The organism is Streptomyces sp. G7(2002) (assembly GCF_028870195.1).
Taxonomy (GTDB): domain Bacteria; phylum Actinomycetota; class Actinomycetes; order Streptomycetales; family Streptomycetaceae; genus Streptomyces; species Streptomyces nigrescens.
The window spans coordinates 7,296,227-7,318,499 of record NZ_CP102609.1 but is presented as its reverse complement, the minus strand read 5'-3'; the positions used below and the strand labels follow the sequence as shown (position 1 = coordinate 7,318,499).

18 protein-coding genes and 2 pseudogenes are annotated in these 22,273 nt (G+C 73.5%); 11 read left to right on the top strand and 9 right to left on the bottom strand.

Features of this window, described 5'->3' with window-relative positions; genetic code table 11:
* Nucleotides 1-8: 8 nt before the first annotated feature.
* On the bottom strand, nucleotides 9-506 hold the full coding sequence (locus NUT86_RS31190) for a hypothetical protein (RefSeq protein ID WP_026169501.1): 498 nt from the start codon (nucleotides 504-506) through the stop codon (nucleotides 9-11).
* A gap of 139 nt (nucleotides 507-645) precedes the next feature.
* Nucleotides 646-1,470, bottom strand: coding sequence for a pyrimidine reductase family protein (locus NUT86_RS31185; RefSeq protein WP_159485615.1), 825 nt, complete (start codon nucleotides 1,468-1,470; stop codon nucleotides 646-648).
* 67 nt (nucleotides 1,471-1,537) lie between these two features.
* Here NUT86_RS31185 and zapE point away from each other — a divergent pair, with 67 nt between their 5' ends.
* Entirely contained in the window at nucleotides 1,538-2,656 is a 1,119-nt protein-coding gene (zapE, locus tag NUT86_RS31180; protein ID WP_174876320.1) for a cell division protein ZapE, read from the top strand.
* 130 nt (nucleotides 2,657-2,786) lie between these two features.
* On the top strand, nucleotides 2,787-4,154 hold the full coding sequence (locus NUT86_RS31175; protein ID WP_274738598.1) for an alkaline phosphatase PhoX: 1,368 nt from the start codon (nucleotides 2,787-2,789) through the stop codon (nucleotides 4,152-4,154).
* A gap of 194 nt (nucleotides 4,155-4,348) precedes the next feature.
* On the opposite strand, the gene NUT86_RS31170 is transcribed toward NUT86_RS31175, so the two are convergent.
* Together NUT86_RS31170 and NUT86_RS31165 are read right to left on the bottom strand one after the other, a co-directional pair.
* On the bottom strand, nucleotides 4,349-5,017 hold the full coding sequence (locus tag NUT86_RS31170) for an ABC transporter (RefSeq protein WP_274738596.1): 669 nt from the start codon (nucleotides 5,015-5,017) through the stop codon (nucleotides 4,349-4,351).
* Nucleotides 5,014-5,940, bottom strand: coding sequence for an ATP-binding cassette domain-containing protein (locus NUT86_RS31165; RefSeq protein WP_274738594.1), 927 nt, complete (start codon nucleotides 5,938-5,940; stop codon nucleotides 5,014-5,016). The genes NUT86_RS31170 and NUT86_RS31165 overlap by 4 nt, the downstream gene beginning before the upstream one ends.
* A gap of 257 nt (nucleotides 5,941-6,197) precedes the next feature.
* Here NUT86_RS31165 and NUT86_RS31160 point away from each other — a divergent pair.
* Both NUT86_RS31160 and NUT86_RS31155 read left to right on the top strand, forming a co-directional pair.
* A pseudogene (locus NUT86_RS31160) lies at nucleotides 6,198-6,293 on the top strand (ATP-binding protein); the annotation flags it as partial.
* A 94-nt stretch (nucleotides 6,294-6,387) separates the two neighbouring features.
* On the top strand, nucleotides 6,388-7,140 hold the full coding sequence (locus NUT86_RS31155) for a peptidyl-tRNA hydrolase (protein ID WP_274738592.1): 753 nt from the start codon (nucleotides 6,388-6,390) through the stop codon (nucleotides 7,138-7,140).
* A gap of 126 nt (nucleotides 7,141-7,266) precedes the next feature.
* Here the strand turns inward: NUT86_RS31155 and NUT86_RS31150 are convergent, their stop codons facing one another.
* Entirely contained in the window at nucleotides 7,267-8,067 is an 801-nt protein-coding gene (locus tag NUT86_RS31150; RefSeq protein WP_274738590.1) for an aminotransferase class IV family protein, read from the bottom strand.
* Nucleotides 8,068-8,235: 168 nt separating this feature from the next.
* Between NUT86_RS31150 and NUT86_RS31145 the strand changes: the two genes are divergently transcribed.
* From NUT86_RS31145 to NUT86_RS31130, 4 genes and pseudogenes are all read left to right on the top strand, one after another.
* On the top strand, nucleotides 8,236-8,628 hold the full coding sequence (locus NUT86_RS31145) for a MerR family transcriptional regulator (protein ID WP_018088890.1): 393 nt from the start codon (nucleotides 8,236-8,238) through the stop codon (nucleotides 8,626-8,628).
* Between the two features lie 232 nt (nucleotides 8,629-8,860).
* Nucleotides 8,861-10,283: pseudogene (locus tag NUT86_RS31140) on the top strand (multinuclear nonheme iron-dependent oxidase).
* Between the two features lie 275 nt (nucleotides 10,284-10,558).
* Nucleotides 10,559-11,359, top strand: coding sequence for a TIGR04222 domain-containing membrane protein (locus NUT86_RS31135; protein ID WP_266443668.1), 801 nt, complete (start codon nucleotides 10,559-10,561; stop codon nucleotides 11,357-11,359).
* Nucleotides 11,360-11,482: 123 nt separating this feature from the next.
* Nucleotides 11,483-13,132, top strand: coding sequence for an alpha/beta hydrolase (locus tag NUT86_RS31130; protein WP_274740675.1), 1,650 nt, complete (start codon nucleotides 11,483-11,485; stop codon nucleotides 13,130-13,132).
* An 87-nt stretch (nucleotides 13,133-13,219) separates the two neighbouring features.
* Here the strand turns inward: NUT86_RS31130 and hemQ are convergent, their stop codons facing one another.
* Both hemQ and hemG read right to left on the bottom strand, forming a co-directional pair.
* Entirely contained in the window at nucleotides 13,220-13,981 is a 762-nt protein-coding gene (gene hemQ / locus NUT86_RS31125; protein ID WP_446750791.1) for a hydrogen peroxide-dependent heme synthase, read from the bottom strand.
* Between the two features lie 2 nt (nucleotides 13,982-13,983).
* Nucleotides 13,984-15,435: a protoporphyrinogen oxidase gene (gene hemG, locus NUT86_RS31120; protein ID WP_274738586.1), complete on the bottom strand. Its 1,452-nt coding sequence runs from the start codon at nucleotides 15,433-15,435 to the stop codon at nucleotides 13,984-13,986.
* 124 nt (nucleotides 15,436-15,559) lie between these two features.
* Between hemG and NUT86_RS31115 the strand changes: the two genes are divergently transcribed.
* From NUT86_RS31115 to NUT86_RS31105, 3 genes are all read left to right on the top strand, one after another.
* Nucleotides 15,560-16,624 carry a DUF4349 domain-containing protein gene (locus tag NUT86_RS31115; RefSeq protein WP_274738585.1) on the top strand — a complete coding sequence of 355 codons (1,065 nt, stop codon included), beginning with the start codon at nucleotides 15,560-15,562 and terminating at the stop codon, nucleotides 16,622-16,624.
* 95 nt (nucleotides 16,625-16,719) lie between these two features.
* Nucleotides 16,720-17,916 (top strand): thiolase family protein, encoded by a 1,197-nt coding sequence (locus NUT86_RS31110; protein ID WP_159485627.1) that lies wholly within the window; start codon nucleotides 16,720-16,722, stop codon nucleotides 17,914-17,916.
* Between the two features lie 170 nt (nucleotides 17,917-18,086).
* Nucleotides 18,087-19,469 carry an FAD-dependent oxidoreductase gene (locus NUT86_RS31105; protein ID WP_274738583.1) on the top strand — a complete coding sequence of 461 codons (1,383 nt, stop codon included), beginning with the start codon at nucleotides 18,087-18,089 and terminating at the stop codon, nucleotides 19,467-19,469.
* Between the two features lie 61 nt (nucleotides 19,470-19,530).
* Here NUT86_RS31105 and NUT86_RS31100 read toward each other — a convergent pair whose 3' ends face one another.
* Both NUT86_RS31100 and hemE read right to left on the bottom strand, forming a co-directional pair.
* Nucleotides 19,531-21,057 (bottom strand): hypothetical protein, encoded by a 1,527-nt coding sequence (locus tag NUT86_RS31100; protein ID WP_274738582.1) that lies wholly within the window; start codon nucleotides 21,055-21,057, stop codon nucleotides 19,531-19,533.
* Between the two features lie 37 nt (nucleotides 21,058-21,094).
* Nucleotides 21,095-22,162, bottom strand: a complete 1,068-nt coding sequence (gene hemE / locus NUT86_RS31095; protein ID WP_026169498.1) for a uroporphyrinogen decarboxylase — start codon at nucleotides 22,160-22,162, stop codon at nucleotides 21,095-21,097.
* Nucleotides 22,163-22,273 lie beyond the last annotated feature (111 nt).

Below are 22,273 nucleotides of genomic sequence, written 5' to 3'. Positions count from 1 at the left end.
TCGGCTTCTCAGCTGCCGGAAGTGCCCTGGGGCTGGTCGTCCGGCGCGTGCGAGAAGAGCTTGAGGACCGGGACGCCGACCTTGTGACGGGCGCGGGAGGCCCAGTCGCGGTGGAAGAACTCCTCGACGAAGTGCGGGGTGGTCAGCACGATCACCTCGTCCGCTCCGGTCTCGTCGACGATGGACCGCAGCAGGTCCAGCGGTTTGTCCTCGACCACCTGCCCGACGGCCTCCGAACCGGCGTCGCGCAGCGCCTGCAAGGTGTGCGCCAGGGCGAGCTCGGCGGGGGCCTCGGCCTGGGAGCCGCCCGGTTCCTCCGCCTCCCGTACGGCATCGTCGAACTCGCCGAGGGCGACGTCGTCGATGGCCCGCAGCAGCACGTCCTGCTTACCGCGCGGCTGCATGAGCACGACGAACGAGATCCGGTCATCGCCGTGCAGGGTGGTCACAAACTCCACGTCGACGGGCGTCAGAGGCTTCTCGATCATCAATACGCTCGTGAACACGACGGACGCCCTTCTTCTCTTCGGGGCGCCGCATGGCACGGAGCCCGACAGACACCATCCTGCCCCGTCGTCACACGGGACCTGTTGGCTTTTAGTGTGCCCAACGGAAGCTAAGCGGAACAGATAGTTCCGCTGATTGTCAGGACCGACGGTAGCGAGTGAACAGGAACCCGGCCTCTTCCAACACCGATGCCAGGGCGAAGCGCTCCGGAACCGCGACGGCGGGACCGTTCATGATCCGCGGCGCGTCGCCCACGGCGACCACGGGAGCCAGCGACAGACACATCTCGTCCAGCGCATCGGCCGCCGCCAGCTGCCCCAGCAGCCTCGGCCCGCCCTCCGTCAGCAGCCGGCGGTGGCCCCGACCGGCCAGCACCCCGGCCACCCGGGCCGGGTCGACACCCAGCCCCTCCCCCGCGAACAGCACCTCGGCGCCCGCCGCACGGGCCCGGTCCACCCGGTCCGCCGGCGCACCCGCACCGGTCAGCACCACGGTGGGCACATGCGGCTCGGTGAACAGCGGCAGGGTGAAGTCCAGCCCGAGGCCGGCGGTCACCACGGCGATGGCGGGGGCCGGGCCCTGGCCGGCGGCGGCCCGGCGGGCGGCGAACGCCTCCCGGGCACGGGCCGGCCGGTAGCCCTCCTGCCGCACCGTCTCCGCCCCCACCACCACGGCATCCGCGAGCCCCCGCAGCACCCCGAAGATCCGCATGTCGGCGGCGCCGGAGAGCGGCTGCGAGCGGCCCTCGTGATGGGCCGCGCCGTCCAGGGAGGACACCATGTTCGCCCGCAGCCAGCCGGGGCGCCCGGAGCGCGCCGGGTCGTCCGCCGCCGGGTACGCATAGGCCTCGGCCAGCTCGTCCAGCGTCCACTCACGGTCCGTGGGGTCGGTGCTCCCCGTCCCCCTGCTGTCGAGGTCAGGGGCCGGAACAGGTGGGGCGGGGAGCGGGAACAGGCGTCGCATGGCGGCAGTGTGACATGCCTCGCTGACCGGACCGGCGGGTACCGCACAGGAGATAGGCTGGACGGCTGTGTCGCCTTCCCAGCACTCCTCCCCGCAGCCCGACCCGACAGCCGCACCGCCGGCCGACGGGGACGACGCGGTGCCCGCCGCCCTCACCGCCCGCGCCCCGCAGGTCCCGGCCGACCGCCTGGTCGCCGAGATGGTGCCGCCGCCGCGCTTCCAGGGCGCCCGCTTCGACACCTACATCCCGGATGCCCAGCAGCCCAGCCAGGCCGAGGCCGTACAGGTCCTGAGCGACTTCGCGGACGGCATCGACGCCGGGCGGGCGGGCGCGGGCAAGCGGCGCTGGTTCGCCAGGAAGCCGGCGGCCCCCCAGGGCCCGCGCGGGGTCTATCTGGACGGCGGCTACGGTGTCGGCAAGACCCATCTGCTCGCCTCCCTGTGGCACGCCACCCCCGCTCCGGCCGAGCGCAAGGCCTTCGGCACCTTCGTCGAGCTGACCAACCTCGTCGGCGCGCTCGGCTTCCAGCAGACCGTCAAGACGCTCGGCGAACACAAGCTGCTGTGCATCGACGAGTTCGAGCTCGACGACCCCGGTGACACGGTCCTGGTCTCCACCCTGCTCGGCAAGCTGGTGGACGCCGGGGTGGCGCTGGCCGCCACCTCCAACACGCTGCCCGGCAAGCTCGGCGAGGGCCGCTTCGCCGCCGCCGACTTCCTGCGCGAGATCCAGGGGCTGAGCGCCCACTTCCGTCCGCTGCGCATCGACGGCGAGGACTACCGCCACCGCGGTCTGCCCGAGGCGCCCGCCCCGTACGACGACGAGACCGTCACGCGCACCGCGTACCGCACCCCGGGCGCCTCTCTCGACGACTTCCCCTCCCTGCTGGAGCATCTGTCCAAGGTGCACCCCAGCCGCTACGGCGCCATGTGCGACGGCATCGAGGCGGTCTGCCTCACCGATGTCCAGGCGGTGCCCGACCAGTCCACGGCGCTGCGGCTGGTCGTCCTCGCGGACCGGCTCTACGACCGCGAGGTACCGGTGGTGACCTCCGGCAAGGCCTTCGACGAGCTGTTCAGCGACGAGATGCTGCGCGGCGGCTACCGCAAGAAGTACTACCGGGCGATCTCCCGGCTCACGGCGCTGGCGCGCGACGCGGGTGCCCTGGTGGCCGAGGCCCGGTAGGGCCTGCCTTACGGATCAGGACGTATCAGCGGCAACACCCGGTTGGTGCCCGTCGGCCGGTTCCCGGCGGCCCGGCGGCATGGTACACACGAGCGGATCACGCCACCTGTCCGCCAACAGGGAGTTGCCCATGTCCGCGACACGACGTCAGATCCTGGCCCGCACAGGTGCTCTGGGGGCCGGAATCGCCTTCTCCGGGAGCCTCACGGAGCTCTTCGCGGGGACCGCGACCGCCCAGAGCATGGGACAGCGCGGCTACGGCCCGCTGGTGCCCGACCCGGACGGCCTGCTCGACCTGCCCCGGGGCTTCCGCTACCGGGTCCTGTCCCGGGAGGGCGACCCGCTGCCCTCGGGGGAGGGCAAGGTGCCCAGCAACTGTGACGGTATGTCGGCCTTCCCCGGCCGCCGTGGTGGCACCCACCTCGTCCGCAACCACGAGAACCGTACGGGCTCCCGCCAGGCCGTCCCCCGGGTCCGTGATCTGACCTACGACCCCGGTGGTGAGGGCGGCTGTACGGCCCTGGAACTCGACGGGGACAACAAGGTCCTCTCTGAGCGGGTCGCGATCGCCGGCACCTCCACCAACTGCGCGGGCGGGCCCACCCCCTGGAACACCTGGCTGACCTGCGAGGAGACCGAGTTCCGGGCCGGTGAGGAGAACTACACCAAGGACCACGGCTTCATCTTCGAGGTCGATCCGTACGATCCGCGGCGCACCGGAGCGGTCCCGCTGACCGCGATGGGCCGCTTCCAGCACGAGGCGATCGCCGTGGACCCCGGCACCGGCATCGTCTACGAGACCGAGGACGCCTTCGAGAGGCCGTTCGGCCTCTTCTACCGCTTTCTGCCCGAAAAGCCGATGGGCGGCCGCGGTTCGCTCCGGGCCGGCGGCCGCCTCCAGGCGCTGCGGGTCCCCGGGGTGCCCGACCTCTCCACCATCCAGCGGCCCGGCACCACCTTCGACCACGTCACCTGGGTGGATGTGCCCGATCCGCTCGCCCGGGAGACCCCGATCCGCTTCCAGGACTTCGGCCCCCAGGGGATCACCCACGCCCAGAAGCTGGAGGGCTGCTACTGGGGCGGCTCCTGCGTCTACTTCGTCTCCAGCTTCGCGCACCGCGAGGACGGCTCGGCGGCCGACCACTACGGCCAGATCTGGAAGTACGACCCGAAGAAGCGGCGGCTCACCCAGGTCGTCGTCTTCGGCCCGAAGACGGATCTCCAGCTCCCCGGCGAGTCCCCCGACAACATCTGCCTCGCGCCCAGCGGCGGCCTGATGGTGTGTGAGGACGGCGAGGGCGCCCAGCACGTCTTCGGCCTCACCCGGCGCGGCGAGGTCTATGCGATGGCGCGCGGCCGGCAGAACATCGGCACCCCGCAGAAGCCGGAGTGGGGCGAGTTCGCCGGGGTGACGTTCTCGCCCGACCACCGGACGATGTATGTCAATTGCTATACGCCGGGGACGACATTCGCGGTGACCGGGCCCTGGCACCACTGAGGCCGACTGGGGTGGGGGGAGCAGGCGGACGGCCGCTCCTCCCCTCCCCCACCCCCGAACCCACTTCGGCCCCTGCCTCCCCCCCTCCCCCGAAGGGGGAGGGGGGAGGGGGCGGGGGAGAGCCCTGGCCCTCGCTTGAACCGCGCCCTCCGCTTCCTCGCTTCAACCGCGCCCTGGTTGCGCCGCGTCCCGCTTCACCCGCGCCGCGAGCTGAGGGCGCACGCGGCCGCTACGGCGGCGGCCGCGATCAGGGCGGTGGCGGCGAGCGGCAGCCAGGGGGTGCTGATCGTCCCGTGGGCGGAGCCGGTGACCAGGCCCGATACGGCGGCGTTGGCGGGCGAGGCGCCCAGCACCAACAGCAGCAGGGCGGCGAGCAGACCCGCCGGGATGCTCCAGCCGGTGCTGCGCAGCACCGGCCAGTTGCTCAGCGCGCCGACGGCGGTGCCCATCAGCAGACACGCCAGCGCGGCGAGCAGTCCGGCGAGCGCCGCGGGCAGGACGGGAACGGCGACCTGATGGTCGTTGGAGCGCGGGTCCGACAGCAGCACGACCACTGCCGTGCCGACGAGTGCGAGCAGCAGGGCGGTGCCGGCCGCGGTCAGTACACAGGCGAGGTGCACCCGTCCAGGCCCGGCAGCGGCCGCAGCGCAATTGCGGGCAGCCGGCGGCTCGTTGGTGACACAAACCCGGGTCAGCCATACGGCGGCCGGCAGCAGTCCGCCGGCCGCATAGCCGAACCCGTCGAGGATCGGGTCGCCGCTCCGGATGCCGAGGGCCAGCCAGGCGGCGTAGAGGATGACCGGCGGCAGCCAGCGGTGCGAGCCGATGAGCAGTGCCGTCTGATAGCGGAGGAGAGCGATCACGGGAGGGGGGCCTCGTGGGGTGCGGGGGCGTCGTCGGTCACAGGGACGGTGCCGGGGGCGTCGTGCGGCGGTGGGGCAGCGGTGACCGAGCGGATGTGCCAGGGCGGGCGGGCGGTGAGCAGGGCGCGCAGCAGGGCGTCGGAGTGGACGGCCGGAACCGTCAGCCGGGTCGTCCCGTCCGGTCCGGGCGCGATCTCCGGTCCGCCGGGCAGCTGCGGCGCTCCGGCAGACGGCAGGCTCCCCGCTGCGCCCTCGGCCTCGATGAGCACGCGGGGACCGGCCGCGGTCCGCGCACCAGCCGCCGGGCCGCCCTCCTCCTGGGTCAGCAGCCGCCCGTCCGCTACCCGGTAGCGAGCATCGGCGGCGCCGGCCAGCCGCTGCGGGTCATGGTCGACGAACACGACGGTGCCGCCGTCCGCGACCCGTTCGGCGACCGCACGGTCGAGCACCTCGCGCGCGCCCCGGTCCAGACCGGTCCAGGCCTCGTCCAGTACCAGAAGGCCGGGCTCGGCGAGCAGCGCCTGGGCGACCGCGACCTTCTGGCTCGTTCCCTTGGACAGCTCGGCCAGCCGGGTGTGCGCATGACCGGCCGCCCCGAAGCGTTCGAGCCACTCGGTGGCGCGGCGGGCCGCTTCGGGGCCGTGCAGACCGTGGATGCGGCCGAGGTGGGTGAGGTAGCCGGCGGCGGTGAAGGGCAGGGCGACCGGGAAGCGTTCGGGCACATAGGCGGTGCGCGGGCGGCCGGTGATCCGTCCGGTGCTGGGCCGGTCGATCCCGGCGAGCAGCCGCAGCAGGGTGGATTTCCCGCTGCCGTTGGTCCCCTCGATGCGCAGCAGTGCCCGCGGGGGCACGTCGAGATCCACCTCCCGCAGCACCCAGGGGCCGCGCACCCCGTACCGCCGTCCCACCCCGTCGAGCCTCATGCGTTCCGGCACCTCCGCTGCCTCCTGGCGGCCCCCGCCGAACCCGACGGTAGCCGCAGCGACCGCCCGGTGCCTGCCTGGGGGCGCGTTCGCCCCCGGCCGTACGCACCCCAACCTCGCGCTGGGCGGGCGGCGTTGGCATGCACGGCTGCCGGACGGTGGCTGCGACTCTTCCAGACGGGCGACGCCTGATCTTGATGCCTGAAACCACCCTGCGAAACGCCGCAGCCACACCGGATTTCTGCTGCGCCCGTTCCCGCGGACGCATCGCGGGGGACACCGTTCTCGGCCCCAACTCCCCCTTCCGCCTCAAATACCTTGAGCCCTACGCCGAGGCGGCCCGCGCCTGGCTTGTTGAGGTCCGCCCGCCACTCGGAAACCGCGAGCGGGGCGGGGGCGCGGAAGCGGGGCGGGGCCGCTGTCGGTGGCGGCTGGCAGACTGTTCGGGTGACCAGCACCGAGACCGCCGGGGAGCCCGGCAACACCGCCACCAGCGCTTCCGAGCACGCAGAGACCGACCGGGACGCGGCACCGCAGTTCGTGCTGCCGCTCGTCGTCCGTATCGAGCGGGAGGCGCCGCCGGCGCGTACGGACGCGCTGGAGACGGCGGCGCGGGCGGTGCTGGTGCTGCTGTCGGACGAGCGGTCGGCCGGGGACGGCGAGTGGGCCGCGGCGGTACGGGACTGGCAGGACGCCCGGATCCGGAAGGTGGTGCGGCGGGCGCGCCGCGCGGAGTGGCGGCGGGCCGAGGCGCTGCCGGGCATCACGGTCACCGGCCACGAGGCCGAGGTGCGGGTCTTCCCGCCGGTGCCGCTGGACGGCTGGCCGAAGGACCTGGCACGCCTCCAGGTCTCGGGCACGGAGCTGGACGATCCGCAGCCGCCCGGGCCGCCCTCCGCGGGCCCGGTGCTGTGGTTCAACCCCGGTCTGGAGATGTCGGCGGGCAAGAAGATGGCCCAGGCAGGACACGGCGCGCAGCTGGCGTGGTGGGAGCTCTCCGAGGAGGAACGGGCGGCCTGGCGCGCGGCCGGCTTCCCGCTCTCCGTGCGGTCCGCCGGGCGCACGGAGTGGGACGCGCTCACCCGCAGCGGTCTGCCCGTGGTGCGCGACGCCGGGTTCACAGAGATCGCGCCCGGGAACACCGTTGTGGTCGAGGGGGACGATCGCTTCTGTCCTCTTCCGCGCGTACGTCGGCCGTAGTCCCGCGCGTACGACGGCCGTAGGCGGGCCACTGCGTCCCGATGCCATACGGGAGCGGCATGGGCGTGACGTACCAGTACTGCCCGTTCCCCACGGGGAGGACCACGCGCCCGCCCACCCCCACCGTCACACCGACAGGGAAAGTTCCGCCTCATAAGCCCGGTGCAGCTGCTTCAGGAAGAGCGGAGCGTCCGGCAGGGGGACCGAGCCGATGCGGTGTACCGGGATTCCGGGGGTCCAGGAGTTCATGACGACCGCTCCGGCCAGCGCGGGCAGGTCGTCCAGGGAGACTTCCTCGGTGCGCTGGGGAACACCGAGGTGTTCCAGTTGGCGGCGGATGATGCCCATCGTCGTGCCCGTCAGCATGTCGGCGGCAGGCCACACCACGCTGCTGCCGTCCCAGAAGGCCAGGTTCCAAATGGTGGCCTCGCTCAGCCGGCCCCGCCGGTCGACGAAGGCCGCATCGTCATAGCCCTGTTCGACGGCCTGGCGCAGGCGATACGTCTTGGCCACCTCGCCGACATGTTTCACGGCCGGGAGCTCCCGTTCGTGCTCGACCGCCGCCAGGGCCAGCGGTCCCTCGGGGCCGGTTGCCGCCAGTGCCGTACGGACCAGCAGCTCAGGCTCCACCTCAGGTCCGGCCACGGTGAACTCGCCTGCCGGGGAGTAGACCGTGGCGATCAGCGAGAGGTCAGCCGGACCGGCCCGCAACGCCGTCCGCAGGTAGGCACGGACCCGGTCGTCGGGCAGTGCCCGCCCGAACATCTCCAGGGAGGCGGACCGCAGCCGCTCCAGGTGGAGGTCGAGGCCCCGGACCCGGCCGTCCCGGACCTGCAGGGCGGTGAAGTGGGCGTATCCCGCGAAGGCGAGGGGCGCCAGCTCCTCTGCGGTCGCCGCCACACCGTTACGTTGAACAACGAAAGACATCGTGCATCACTCCAGCATCAGCCAGTCATCAGTCAGGCATCAGTCAGGCACCTGTGCGGAATACCCGTTCGGTGGAGGACGTTAAGGCTTGACATCGATGCGAAGGTCAAGCGCGAAGGCCTGGCGCGAGGGTCAATCACGAAGCTCAGACGCGATGGGCGGGGCACCATGCTGATCGGGGAGTTGTCCCGTCGTACCGGGGTCAAGGCACGATTGCTGCGGTACTACGAGGCGCAGGGCCTCCTGGACGTCAGACGCGAGCAGAACGGCTACCGGGACTACGACGAGGACGCGGTCGTCACCGTGCGGCGCGTGCGCGCGTTGCTGGACGCGGGCCTGTCCACCGAGGTGATCCGTTCGGTGCTGCCATGTGTCCGGGGGGAGGCGCAGGAAGCGCCGGAGTTCGACTGGTGCGCCGATCTGCGGGCCGTCCTCCAGGGCGAGATGACGGCCGTGGACGAGCACATACACAACCTTCGACGCACCCGCGGCACCCTCGCCGGCTACTTGGCACAGTCGCCCGGCGGTCCCACCCGTGAGGCGCTGCCGCGCACCGGCTGAGAGGTGAGCAGGCCGGGGCACCGCCGGGCCCGGTGCCCGGTCCGATCAGGCCACCGTCGGGGCGCGGCTCGCGCCGCTCACCGTTGTGCGGCGTAGCAGGGCCCGTAGCGACACCGTGCGGCCCGCAGGGGTGCCGGTGAAGCTCAAATCAACCTCTGAACTCGGCCGGTGCAGGGTTCGGGCCGCCCTGACGCGGCATGAGTACCGACACCACGGAGCGAGAGGGGGAGCCATGGAGCGCCTGGGTACGGGAATCGGCTGGCGGCCGGAAATCGCCGCGGAGATCGCGGAGCTGCCCGGGGTGGACTGGGTCGAGGTGGTGGCGGAGAACATCTGCCCGGGCCATCTGCCGTCCGCCCTGCAGGAGTTGCGCGAGCGCGGCACGACCGTGATCCCGCACGGGGTCGCGCTGGGCCTCGGCGGTGCCGAGCGTCCGGACCCCGGCCGGCTGACCGCGCTCGCCGAGCGCGCCGAGGCGCTCGGCGCACCGCTGGTCACCGAGCACATCGCCTTCGTCCGGGCGGGCGGGCCGCTCACCGCCTCGCCCCGTATGGAGGCCGGGCATCTGCTGCCCGTACCGCGCACCCATGACGCACTGGACGTACTGTGCGAGAACGTACGGATCGCCCAGGACGCCCTGCCGGTGCCGCTGGCGCTGGAGAACATCGCCGCGCTCATCAACTGGCCGGGCGAAGAGCTGACCGAGGGGCAGTTCCTGGCCGAGCTCGTCGAGCGGACCGGGGTGCGGCTGCTCATCGATGTCGCCAATCTCCACACGAACCACATCAACCGCGGCGAGGACCCGGCGGTCGCCCTCGACGAACTGCCGCTGGAGGCGCTGGCCTACGTCCATGTCGCGGGCGGGGTGGAGCGCGACGGAGTGTGGCACGACAGCCATGCCCACCCGGTGACCCGGCCCGTGCTGGACGTCCTCGCCGAACTGTGTGCCCGGACCACCCCGCCCGGGGTGCTGCTGGAGCGGGACGACGACTTCCCCGAAGGCGGGGAACTGGCCGGCGAACTCGATGCGATACGCACCGTGCTGAAGGAGGCCCGCCATGACCGGGCGGCTTGAGGCGGTGCCGGACACCACGCCGGGGCCGGAGACCGCACCGGTGCCGGACACCGCACCGGACGTGGGCACCCACCCGGATGCGGGCACCCACCCGGACGCCCCGGCCGAAGTGGGCACCACGGGTGGCGATGCGGGCACAGGCACCGACACCGACACCGGCACCGACGCGGCGCGTCAGCGGCTGGCGCTGGCGCAGACCGCGCTGCTGTCCGCGCTGGTCGCCGGAACGCCCGCCCCCGAGGGCTTCGACCGGACCCGGCTGCGGGTGCAGAGCCGGGCGCTGGCCGCCAAGCGGGCCGAGGTGGTCGCCAAGGTCGCGCCCGAGCTGCCCGAGATCCTCGGCGCGGACTACTGGGCGGCCTTTGCGGACCATGCCCGGAACCGACCCATGAGCGGCGGCTACCGCCAGGACGCCCTGGACTTCGCGGCGCATCTGCTGACCCAGGGCCGGCCCGAAGACCCGGCCGCGCGGCGGCAGTTGGCGCGCTGGTGGCGGGACCGCGCGGGCCCGAAGCCGCCGTCCGCCCGGCCCGCGGCCCGGCTGGCACGCGCCCTGCGGCTCTTCCGGGGCCCGAGGTGACCGCGATGCCGTAGCCCCAAGCGGTGCGAGCTGTGGGAGGCGGCTCGTCGCCCGGTGGCAGCTCGTCGTCCGGGGACAGCTCGTCGTCCCGGGGCGGTTCGAGCCGCGGCGGCGAACCCGGCCGCGGCGGCGAACCCGGCCGCGGCGCCGAATCCGGCCGCGGCGGCGGTTCCGGCTGCCGGACAGCTGACACCGGACAGCTGACGCCGGGCAACTGCCCGCATACTGAGAAACTTTGTGGCGGTCATCGTGTCGCCTCGCATAAAAATACCGACATGTGGCTGCTCTTCCTCCTCGTCGCCTGTTCGGCGGCGGTGCTGTCCTGTGCGCTGCTCTGCCGCGCGGCGGTCGCCGCCGCCCGCGCCACCTCCGGGCCGGCCCCGCAGCCGCCCGACACCGTCCCGGAGACGGCCGCCGTGGGCCGCCGTGGCCCCGGGCTGACCCTGTACGAAATGGCGTACCTCTCCGGCGGCCCGCACCGGCTCGCCGATGTGGTGCTGGTGCTGATGGCCCAGCAGCGACGCCTGCTGCTCGCCGACACCGGCTGGGCCACCGTCGTCGACCCGGTCGGCAAGGACGCCGTCGAGCGCGCCACCCTCAGCGCCATAGGGCCCGACGGGCAGCGCCGCATACCGGCCATACGGGACGCCCTGACCGGCGACGACGCGGTGCGGGAGGTGGCCGACCGGCTGGTGACCGACGGGCTGGCGCTGCCCGCCGCGGTCCGTCCGGGCGTCGCCGGTGCCGTCCGCCTGGTGCGGGGCGCCGCCCTCCTGGTGCTGCCGGCCGCCGCGGCGTCCTACTGGACGGCACCGGACGGCGCGGACGGCGGCCTGCTCCTGGCCTGGTTCTCGCTGCCGCTGATCCTCACCCTCGGCACCTGGGCCGTGGCCCGCTTCGAGCTCCACCCGTACAGCGACTGGGCCACCACCGCCGGCGAACGGCGACTGCCCGGCATCGGCCACTCCCCCGCCACCGCTGCCACGCCCGCCTCCCTCGTCACTCTCGCCCTCCGCGGCCCCGCCGCCCTCACCGATCCCGCCTTGCGCGCGGCGCTCCACTCTTCCGGGGCATAGCCTCCGACACCGGAGCCAGGTGCTTTACAACGACAATCAGCGCCCCAACTATCCCTTTTGTATGCACACACGAAGGGACGGCCAGTGAGAGCACTTGCGTTGTACGGCACCATCGGGTCGCTGATGGTGACCGCCCTCGCCACTGCCCCGGCAGGCGGCGCCACGGGGGCCGCCGCCGCGCCACCCGCGCCCGTTGCGCACCGCATCGAATTCGGCCGCTGCGCGGCGGTGGAGCATCTGCCGTCGTCCGTCGAGTGCGGCCGGCTCGCCGTTCCTCTCGACTATGCGCGCCCCGACGGCAAGAAGATCCACCTCACCGTCAGCCGGATCCGCGCCACGGCGCGCGGCGAACGCCAGGGCGCCCTGGTCTTCAACCCCGGCGGCCCCGGCGCGTCCAGCATGGAGTTCCCGCTCTACGGGGCGCTCCCCAAATGGAGCAAGCTCGCTCGCGCCTATGACTTCGTGGGCTATGCGCCGCGTGGTGTGGGCCGCTCGGCACCGCTGTCGTGCCAGGACCCCAAGGAGTTCGCCAAGGCGCCCTCCGACAGCCGGATGCACCCCGATGCGGCCTTCAAGCGCCAGAAGCGGGCGGAGGCCAGGGAGTACGCCCGCGGCTGCGTCCGCCGGGCCGGCGCGGACCTGCCGTACTACAACTCCATCAACAACGCCCGCGACCTGGACATGCTGCGGGCCGCGCTCGGCGAGAAGAAGCTGACGTTCATGGGCGCCTCGTACGGGACGTACTTCGGTGCGGTCTATGCGACGCTCTTCCCCGGTCACGTCCGGCGGATGATCTTCGACAGCGTCGTCAATCCCTCGCCCCGGAAGATCTGGTACCGCAACAACCTCGACCAGGACGTCGCCTTCGAGCGCCGCTGGGGCGACTGGCTGGGCTGGGTCGCCCGGCACGACAAGCAGTACCACCTCGGCACGACCAAGAAGGCGGTGCAGCACTCCTACGACAAGGCCGCGTACAAGCTGCGCCGCAAGCCGCTCAACGGGAAGATCGGCGCCGGCCAGCTGCAGTCGGCGTTCCTCAAGACCGGCTACAACGACGCCTTCTGGCCGATGCGCGCCGAGGCGCTCTCGGGGTACCTGCACGGCGACCCCAAGCCGCTGCTCGCCCAGGCCCTGCCCCGGGCCGCCGGCGCCGCCGCCGACGAGAACAGCAACGCCGTCTACACCGCCGTGGAGTGCAATGACGCGCCCTGGCCACGCGACTGGGGGACCTGGGACCGGGACAACACCGAGATCGCCCGGGTCGCCCCGTTCGAGACCTGGGACAACGCCTGGATGAATCTGCCGTGCGCCTACTGGCCCGACCGGTCGGCGTCGGCCGCGGCCGAGCTCGACGCCGCGGTGCGCCGCGCGGACCACCCCGCGGCCGGGCAGGACCTGGTGGATGTCGCCGGCCATGCGGCCCGGACCCAGGTCGACGACGCGCTCCACGGGCGGCGCGGTCCGCTCGATGTCCACACGGAGCCCGGTGCGCTGCCGCCGGTGCTGCTGCTGGCGGCCGAGCGGGACGCGGCGACGCCGTACCCGGGGGCGCTGGAGCTGCAGCGCCGGCTGCCCGGTTCCTCGCTGGTCACCGAGAACGGCGCGGGCACGCACGGCGTCGCGTTCAACGACAACGCCTGTGTGAACAAGTACGCCGAGGCGTATCTGCTGCACGGGAAGATCCCGGCGCACAAGGTGTACTGCGGACCGCGCGCGGAGCCGGTGCCGGGCCAGCAGGCGACCCGGGCGCAGCACGCACTGCCGGGGAAGTAGCCGAGGACCGGTGGTGCCGCGGGCCGTCCCCCAGGGGGCGGCCCGCGGCGCCGTGTCCGGGGTACCCGGCCGGACGCGCGCGTCCGGTTACGCCAGACCCGCGACCAGCTCGGAGACGGGCTTGCGCCGCCCCGTGTAGAACGGGATCTCCTCGCGGACGTGCATCCGCGCCTCGGAGCCGCGCAGATGACGCATCAGGTCGACGATGCGGTAGAGCTCATCGGCCTCGAACGCCAGCACCCACTCGTAGTCGCCGAGCGAGAAGGACGGCACGGTGTTGGCGCGCACGTCCGGGAAGCCGCGGGCCATCTTGCCGTGGTCGGCCAGCATCCGGCGGCGGTCCTCGTCGGGGAGGAGGTACCACTCGTAGGAGCGCACGAAGGGGTAGACGCTCACATAGGCGCGCGGCTGCTCGTCGGCCAGGAAGGCCGGGATGTGCGACTTGTTGAACTCGGCGGGGCGGTGCAGCGCCATGTTCGACCACACCGGCTCCAGCGCGCGGCCGAGACGGGTCCGGCGGAAGAGGTTGTACGCCTCCTGGAGGGCGTCCGAGCTCTCCGAGTGCCACCAGATCATCAGGTCCGCGTCGGCCCGCAGACCGGACACGTCGTAGGTGCCGCGGACCACCACGTCCTTGGCCGCGAGCTGCGCGAACAGCTCCTCGACCTCGTCGGCGTAGCCGCTGCGGTCCTCCGGGAGGACGTCGCGCAGCTTGAACACGGACCAGAGGGTGTAGCGGATGACCTCGTTGAGGTCCTTGGCCTTCTTGCCGACGTGCGGCACCTTCTCGGGCGCCGTGGGGGTCTGCGGCGCGGAAGCGGGAGTGGAAGCGTCTGTCATGTTGTCCATTCTCACTCGGCGGGGACGGAGTCCGGCGTCAGGGTGCCGAGGAGCTCGTCCGCGGCGCGGCGCGCCGAGCCGACGCAGGCCGGGATGCCGACGCCGTCGTAGACCGCGCCGCACACCCGCAGCGCACCCGGCATCCGGGCGACCGCCTCTCGGATCCTGGCGACCCGCTCCAGATGGCCGACGGAGTACTGCGGCAGTCCGCCCTCCCAGCGGGTGACCGTGCTCGCCACCGGCCGGGCGGTCAGGCCGACCGCCGCGCCGAGGTCGGCGAGCGAGAGTGCGACGAGTTCGGAGTCGTCGCGCTGGAGGTCGGCGGCGTCCTGATACCGGCCGAGGGAGGTGCGCAGCACGAACAGGCCGGGGTCGGCGGCGTCGATCCAGCCCCATTTGTGGCTGGCGAAGGTGGAGGCCTTGATGCGGTGGCCGTCGACGGGAGGTACCAGGAAGCCGCTGCCGTCGGGCACCCGGTCCAGGTCGGCGCGGCGGAAGGCCATGGTGACCAGCGCCATCGAGGCGTAGTCGACGGTGTCCAGCGCGGTGGCCGCGGCGGGGCAGTCCGCGCGCAGCAGGCCCGCCGCCGCGCCCGCGGGCGCGGCCATGACGACCGCGTCGGCCGCGATCGTCCGGTCACCGAGGCGGATCCGCCACCCCTCCCCGGCGGCCCACCGGAGCTCCTCGACGGGCGTCCCGAGGAGGATCTCGCCGCCGGCCCGGCGCACGGCGTCGGCGACGGCGGCCGGCAGTGTGCCGATCCCGCCGTCGATGCCCATGAAGACCGGCGGGGTCCCCTCCGGCGGGGCGGTGGCGGCGGCGCGCGCCTGGATGGCCCGTACGCCCTCGATCAGGGAACGCTGCGTCCGGGCGGCCTCGAAGAGCTGCGGGACGGCGGCGCGCATCGAGATGCGGTAGGCGTCGCCCGCGTAGACGCCGCCGAGCAGCGGCTCGACGAGCCGGTCGACGACCTCCCGGCCGAGCCGGGCGGCGACATACTCGCCGACCGCGACATCCTCACCGGCCTCGGTCCGCGCCAGCGTCTCGTCCTCGGCGATCCGCGCCATCCCGTCCGGCGAGATCACCCCGGAGGCGGCGAGCAGACCCAGATCCCCGGGCACGCCCATCACATGCCCCTTGGGCATCGGGCGCAGCGCACCGCGGGTCCACAGCGACGCGGTGGCCGTGGCGGGCGGCTGCAGCCGGTCGCCGAGCCCGACGGCGCGCGCGAGGTCCACCGCCTCCGGGCGCCTGGCCAGCATCGATTCGGCGCCGAGATCGACCGGGACGCCCGCGATCGCGCCGGCGTGCAGCTTGCCGCCGAGCCGGCCGGAGGCCTCCAGGACGGTCACCCGGGCGCCGCCTTCGAGCAGGCGGTGCGCGGCCGCCAGTCCGGAGATGCCTCCACCGATGACGACGGCATGACCGGGCTCCCGGCCCGTACGGGTGTGCGCTGCGCTCATGCCTCCACTCTCTCAGAGCCCACCGACACGACCGTGACCGGATCGCGATGCGGGGACGGCAACCCCGGTGGGCCGCGGTCCGTCGAAGGGCCAACAACGGCACGCCACTTCGAGGGGGAGCGTCATGCAGGGAGCGGTGCGGGCAGGGGGAGTGCGGGCGGGGTGGGCCGCGACGGGCCGGCGGGGTGCCACGGCGGGGGTGCTGCTCGCCGTCTCGCTGGCGGTCGCCGGGTGCAGCGCTTCGGGCAGCGACAGCGCCCGGGACGCGGCGGTCTCCGGCAAGGCACCCGCCGCACCGAGCCGGGCCGCGGGCGAGCGGCAGAGCGGCGGGGCGGCCGCGGACGGCGGCACCGCGCGGCCGGACAGCCGGGCGGGCAGGGCCCCGAAGGCCGCGCCCTCGCAGATCATCCGGACCGCGACCGTCACCGTGCAGACCGAGGACGTCGCGGCGGCGCTGGCCAGGGCGCGGTCGGCGGTCGACGGCGCGGGCGGTTACACCGCCGACGAGACCACCGACCGGGACGCCGACGGGCATGACCGGTCGCGGATCGTGCTGCGGGTGCCGCCGGCGGAGTATGACGCGGTGCTGGGGCGGCTGGCCGGGCTGGGCAAGCTGCTCTCCCGTGAGGTCTCGGCGAAGGACGTCACCGATCAGGTGGTGGACACCGACAGCCGGATCAGGTCGCAGCGGGCCAGTGTGTCGCGGATCCGGGCGCTGATGGAGAAGGCCACGACGATCGGCGACGTCGTCTCCCTGGAGTCGGAACTGAGCACCCGGGAGGCGAATCTGGAGTCGCTGGAGGCACAGCTGAAGTCGCTCAAGGAGCGCACCGGGATGGCCACCGTCACGCTGCTGCTGCGGCAGCCGGACGCCGCGTCCGAGGAGCGGAACGACGACCGGCCCGCCTCGTTCGGCGAGGCGCTGTCCGGCGGCTGGCACGCCTTCGTGACGGCCGTGCGGTGGGTGCTGGTGGCGATCGGGGCGGTGCTGCCGTTCGCGGTGGCCGCGGGCCTGGTGTGGGCGCTGTGGCGGCTGGTCCGCGACCGGCTGCCGGTGACGCGGCGCCGGCAACGGACGTCCGGCGGGCCGGCCCCGGCGCCGGCGAACCACTCGGCGGACGCGCCCGCGGCCACTGAGCCGGCCGGAGCGTCCGGCGCGGCCGGGGAAGGTGACCGAGAGCCCCGTTGACAGCGGGCGGTGTCGGGCAAAGACTCATGGTCGGCGGGCGGCGATCTTCGTACCGCCCCACCGACGTCGAGCCGGGACAGCGAGGACAGCGCCTGATGACCGACCCACGCGTACGGGATGTGTACATCGTCGATGCCGTACGGACCCCCGTCGGCAAGTACGGCGGCGCGCTGGCCGGGGTACGGCCCGACGATCTCGCCGCCCATGTGGTCAAGGCCCTGGTGGACCGCACTCCGGAGCTCGATCCGGCGCGGATCGACGACGTCTGCTTCGGCGATGCGAACGGCGCGGGCGAGGACAACCGCAATGTGGCGCGGATGGCGGTCCTGCTCGCCGGGCTGCCGGTGACCGTCCCCGGCGTGACCGTGAACCGGCTGTGCGGCTCGGGTCTGGAGGCCGTCATCCAGGCGGCCCGTGCCATTGCGCACGGCGATGCGCATATCGCGGTGGCGGGCGGCGTGGAGTCGATGAGCCGTGCGCCCTATGTGCTGCGCAAGCCCGAACGGGCCTTCCCCGCGGGCCATCAGGAGATGTTCTCCTCGACGCTGGGCTGGCGGATGGTCAATCCGCGGATGAAGCCGGAGTGGACGGTCGCGCTGGGCGAGGGCGCCGAGCAGATCGCCGACCAGCACGGCATCACCCGCGAACAGCAGGACGTGTTCGCGCTGGCCAGCCACCAGAAGGCGGTGCGTGCCTGGCAGGAGGGCGCCTACGACGCCGAGGTCGTGCCGCTGCCGGATGTGGACCTGGTGCGCGACGAGACGATCCGGGAGGCGTCCTCCCTGGAGTCGCTGTCCAAGCTGAAGCCGGTGTTCCGTACGGCCGGCGGCACGGTCACCGCCGGGAACTCCTCGCCGCTCAACGACGGTGCGGCCGCGCTGCTGCTGGTCGACGAGGAGGGACTGCGGGCCACCGGGCGGGAGCCGCTGGCCCGTATCCGCGCGAGCGCGGTGACCGGCATCGAGCCGCAGCTGTTCGGCCTGGGCCCGGTGGAGGCCGTACGGCGCGCGCTGGAGCGGTCCGGGCGCGGCTTCGACGACGTGGCGACCTTCGAGCTCAACGAGGCGTTCGCGGCCCAGGCGTTGGGCTGCATCGGACAGTGGCCGGAACTCGACCCCGCGGTGGTCAATCCGCGCGGCGGCGCCATCGCCATCGGCCACCCGCTGGGCGCGTCCGGTGCCCGTCTCGCGGGCTCGGTCGCCCACCAACTCGCCGCCCTGGGCTCGGGTACCGGGCTCGCCGCGCTGTGCATCGGCGTGGGCCAGGGACTCGCACTGGTCCTGGAGCGCTGAGCAGCCGCCCGATGCCGGAGCGGCCGGTTTCCGCCGCGCGGCGCAGGCCCCGGCCGGCCCCCGCGGACGCCGTACGGGCCGTAACGTGACGGACCCGGGCAGACGTCCAGCAGACGGTGGCACCGGCGCACCCACACGACGAGGCACCACCCGACGAAGGGGCACACGGCATGGCGGCGGAGCGGCTGGTGGTGGTCGGGGGCGACGCGGCGGGGATGGCCGCGGCATCGCAGGCGCGCCGGCTGCGGAAGCCCGGCGAGCTGGCGATCACCGCGTTCGAGCGCGGCCACTTCACCTCGTACTCCGCCTGCGGCATCCCGTACTGGGTGGGCGGCGCGGTCGACGGCCCGGACGCGCTGATCGCCCGTACGGCCGAGGAGCACCGCGCCCGTGACATCGATCTGCGGATGCGCACCGAGGTCACCGAACTCGACCTGGACCGCGGCCGGGTGCGCACCCGGGAGCTGGACAACGGCGGCCGGGAGTCATGGACCGGCTTCGACAAGCTGGTGCTGGCGACCGGCGCGCGGCCGCTCCGCCCCGATCTGCCGGGGATCGACGCGCCGGGAGTGCACGGTGTGCAGACGCTCGACGACGGCCAGGCCCTGCTGGACACCCTCGACGCGTCGTCCGGCCGGCGGGCGGTCGTCGTGGGCGCGGGCTACATCGGGGTGGAGATGGCCGAGGCGCTGATCCGTCGCGGCTATGAGGTCACCGTCCTGGAGCGGAGCGACCAGCCGATGTCCACCCTGGACCCGGACATGGGCGCGCTCGTCCATGAGGCGATGTGCGGAATGGGCATCGAGACGGTGTGCGGGACGACCGTCACCGGGGTGCTGACGGACTCGGACGGGCGGGCCCGCGCGGTCACCACCGAGGACGCCGAGTACCCGGCGGATGTGGTCGTGCTGGGCATGGGCGTCCGTCCCGAGACCACGCTCGCCGCCGCGGCCGGGCTGCCGCTGGGCGAGTCCGGCGGGCTGCTCACCGATCTCGCGATGCGGGTCCGCGGCCAGGACCACCTCTGGGCCGGCGGCGACTGTGTGGAGGTCCTGGACCTGGTCTCCGGGCGCACCCGCCATATCGCGCTGGGCACCCACGCCAACAAGCACGGGCAGGTCATCGGCGCCAATGTGGGCGGCGGTTACGCCACCTTCCCCGGTGTCGTCGGCACGGCCGTCAGCAAGGTCTGCGATCTGGAGATCGCCCGGACGGGGCTGCTGGAGCGCCAGGCGCACGCCGCCGGGCTGCGCTTCGTCACGGTGACCGTCGAGGCCACCAACCGCGCCGGCTACTACCCGGGCGCCCGCCCGATGCACGTCAAGATGCTCGCCGAGCGCCGTACGGGCCGGTTGCTGGGGGTGCAGATCGTCGGCCGCGAGGGCGCCGGCAAGCGGGTGGACATCGCGGCGGTGGCGCTCACGGCCGGAATGACGGTGGAGCGGATGACCGCCCTCGACCTCGGCTATGCCCCGCCGTTCTCCCCGGTCTGGGACCCCGTCCTGGTGGCGGCCCGCAAGGCGGCGGGCGCCGTACGGGACGACGGAGCCTGACGCCGCACCACGGACGCCCGCGCGCCCCGGCTCAGTACGTCCCGGCTCAGTGTGCCCCGGCTCAGTCGTCGTCCTCGCCGTACCCGTCCTCCGCGGCCTCGTCCCAGGTGTCGCACCACTGCAGCCACTCCTCGGCGAGCGGCGCGAGGTTCCGGGGGCAGGCCCAGGCGTCCGGCTCCCGCGCGCCCTTCGGGGCGGGGAAGCTCTCCGGGGCGAAGAGGTGGGCGAGGTGCTCACCGGCCCCGCCGGGCAGACCGGCCCCCGCTCCCGGGTGTGCGTCCCCGTGCGGGCATGTCTCCGGCACCGCCGCGACGGCGCTCTCCAGGACGGGGCGCAGTTCGCGGTAGACGGACGGCGGCGGGTCCGGGTAGGCGCAGTCGAGGCTGTGACACACGGTCAGGAAGAGCACGAGCCGTTCGTGGGCGGCGCCGGGGCCGCGTACGAAGCGGCGTCCGGCCCACAGCCCGAGGTCCTCGGTCCGCTCCTCGCCCTCGGCAGCGCTCCGCAGCACCCCCGCCAGCCGCGCCGCGTCCCACGTCCCGTCAGGGCGCAGGCACTCCGCGTCCAGGTACTCCGTCCGGCGCTCGCCGAAGAACCGGTCGCGGGCCGTGGTGAGCGGGCCGAGGGTCTCGTGGGCGAGCGCCCGCAGATGGGCGCGGCAGGTCCAGGCGGCGGGTGGCGCGTCCGCGAAGCCGTCCTCGTAGCTCCGCTGGAGCCGGGCGCGGCCGCCCGGGGTGAGGAGGTGGTAGCCGGTGCCGGCGTCGGTTTCCGGGTCGCCCGAGAGCTCGGGGTGTGCGCCGTCGCCGTGGGAACAGGTCGCGCCCTCCAGCGCCCGCAGCGCGTCTTCCAGCGTCCCGATCATGTCGTCGAGCACCCAGCGCGGCCGGATCGTCCCGGAAGCGGCTTCCCAGCATGCGGCGTGGAGCAGGACGAGATGCCCGGCCAGGGCCCCCGTGGTGGGCTGCACGGGGAGGCCGGTGCCGGCGGTGACCTCGTAGGCGGGCTCGACGCCGCCGCGCGGATAGCCGTGCAGGACGGACGCGAGGTCATCGATGGCGTCCTCGTGGTGGTGCGGAACGCGCTCGGGAATGCCCTCCGGTGTGCCGGGGGCGATGATCTCGGCGGCGATCCGCGCGAACCCCGCGACGGCGTGCGGGCAGCGGTACTCCTCCTTGGTGCCCGGCTCCTGCCACTCCGGGTCCGCCCCGGTCGGCGTGCCGTTGCCGAGGAGCACCACGTCCGGAGCGCTGCCGGTCAACAGGAGCTCATCGAAATCGAGCTGCTCCAGGGCGCTTTCGCAGGGGTGCGTGCGGTGGCCGCAGGGCGGGCCGTCCAGGGCGCGGGCCGCCGTGCGCAACGCTTCCGCGACCTGCCCGGCCGTCGCGTCGCCCGCCCTCGTGGCGAGGTAGCGGGTCATCGAGAGCAGCCCGTAGACCCACTCGGCGGCGCGTTCGCCGGCCGGGTCGGCGGCGAGCCGGTGGGCACAGTCGAGGACGAGGGGATCGGCCGTCGCGGCCGTGGAGCGGTGGTCGACCAGCTGCCAGGCGGCGGCGAGGCCGGCTATCGGGGCGTCGGCGGAGGCGTGCATGATCTCGACGACGCCCCGGGGGCGGGAGCGGTTCCGCTCAGCGCGCCGTCTGCGTGTGCACGTACTCGACCAGGCGGGTCAGCGCGTCCGGGTCGGTGGTGGGCAGGACGCCGTGGCCGAGGTTGAAGATGTGGCCCTCCAGGCCGGCGGCCGCGTCGAGGACCTCACGGGCCTTGGTCTCGACGGCCTCGCGGGGGGCGAAGAGCACGGCCGGGTCGATATTGCCCTGGAGCGCCTTGCCGGGGCCGACGCGGCGGGCCGCCTCGTCCAGCGGGACCCGCCAGTCGACGCCGACGACATCCGCGCCCGCCTCGCCCATCAGGCCGAGGAGTTCACCGGTGCCGACACCGAAGTGGATCCGCGGGACGCCCAGGCCCTCGACCGCCCGGAAGACCTTGGCGGAGGCCGGCATCACGGAGCGGCGGTAGTCGGCCGGCGAGAGCGCGCCGACCCAGGAGTCGAAAAGCTGCACCGCGCTCGCCCCGGCCGCGATCTGGACCTTGAGGAAGGCGGCGGTGATGTCGGCGAGCCGGTCCAGGAGGTCGGCCCACAGCTGCGGGTCGCCGTACATCATCGCCTTGGTGCGCTCGTGGTTGCGCGAGGGGCCGCCCTCGACGAGGTAGCTGGCGAGCGTGAAGGGCGCACCGGCGAAGCCGATCAGCGGGGTGCCGCCCAGCTCGCGGACGAGCATGCCGATGGCCTCGGTGACATACGCGACGTCGCCGGGCTCCAGGCGGCGCAGCTGCTCCAGATCGGCGCGGGTGCGGATCGGGTTCTCGACGACCGGGCCGATACCGGGCTTGATGTCGAGGTCGATGCCGATGGCCTTGAGGGGGACGACGATGTCGCTGAAGTAGATGGCGGCGTCGACGTTGTGGCGGCGCACGGGCTGCAGCGTGATCTCGGTGACCAGCTCGGGCCGCATGCACGAGTCGAGCATCGCGATGCCCTCGCGGACCTTGCGGTATTCGGGCAGTGAGCGCCCGGCCTGGCGCATGAACCACACCGGGGTGTGCGGCACCGGCTCCCGCCGGCATGCCTTGAGGAAAGCCGAGTCTTCCGTACCGGTCTGCTGCTGGCCCGCAGGGCTTTGGTTGGCGCTCACGCCCCAAATCTTCGCACGACGGCCCACCCGCGATCGGGGCAGGTGGCCGATATCTCCGCATGCGCCCGGGGGCACCTCCGAATGGGCGACGCGCGCACCGGGTGTCCTCCC

Excerpts from the sequence above, each read along its gene's own strand:
- NUT86_RS31185 (WP_159485615.1), bottom strand. The coding sequence starts at position 1,470 with ATGCGACGCCTGTTCCCGCTCCCCGCCCCACCTGTTCCGGCCCCTGAC.
- NUT86_RS31175 (WP_274738598.1), top strand. The coding sequence starts at position 2,787 with ATGTCCGCGACACGACGTCAGATCCTGGCCCGCACAGGTGCTCTGGGG.
- NUT86_RS31165 (WP_274738594.1), bottom strand. The coding sequence starts at position 5,940 with ATGAGGCTCGACGGGGTGGGACGGCGGTACGGGGTGCGCGGCCCCTGG.
- NUT86_RS31150 (WP_274738590.1), bottom strand. The coding sequence starts at position 8,067 with ATGTCTTTCGTTGTTCAACGTAACGGTGTGGCGGCGACCGCAGAGGAG.
- NUT86_RS31145 (WP_018088890.1), top strand. The coding sequence starts at position 8,236 with ATGCTGATCGGGGAGTTGTCCCGTCGTACCGGGGTCAAGGCACGATTG.
- NUT86_RS31135 (WP_266443668.1), top strand. The coding sequence starts at position 10,559 with ATGTGGCTGCTCTTCCTCCTCGTCGCCTGTTCGGCGGCGGTGCTGTCC.
- NUT86_RS31130 (WP_274740675.1), top strand. The coding sequence starts at position 11,483 with ATGGTGACCGCCCTCGCCACTGCCCCGGCAGGCGGCGCCACGGGGGCC.
- hemQ (WP_446750791.1), bottom strand. The coding sequence starts at position 13,981 with ATGGACAACATGACAGACGCTTCCACTCCCGCTTCCGCGCCGCAGACC.
- hemG (WP_274738586.1), bottom strand. The coding sequence starts at position 15,435 with ATGAGCGCAGCGCACACCCGTACGGGCCGGGAGCCCGGTCATGCCGTC.
- NUT86_RS31115 (WP_274738585.1), top strand. The coding sequence starts at position 15,560 with ATGCAGGGAGCGGTGCGGGCAGGGGGAGTGCGGGCGGGGTGGGCCGCG.
- NUT86_RS31110 (WP_159485627.1), top strand. The coding sequence starts at position 16,720 with ATGACCGACCCACGCGTACGGGATGTGTACATCGTCGATGCCGTACGG.
- NUT86_RS31105 (WP_274738583.1), top strand. The coding sequence starts at position 18,087 with ATGGCGGCGGAGCGGCTGGTGGTGGTCGGGGGCGACGCGGCGGGGATG.
- NUT86_RS31100 (WP_274738582.1), bottom strand. The coding sequence starts at position 21,057 with ATGCACGCCTCCGCCGACGCCCCGATAGCCGGCCTCGCCGCCGCCTGG.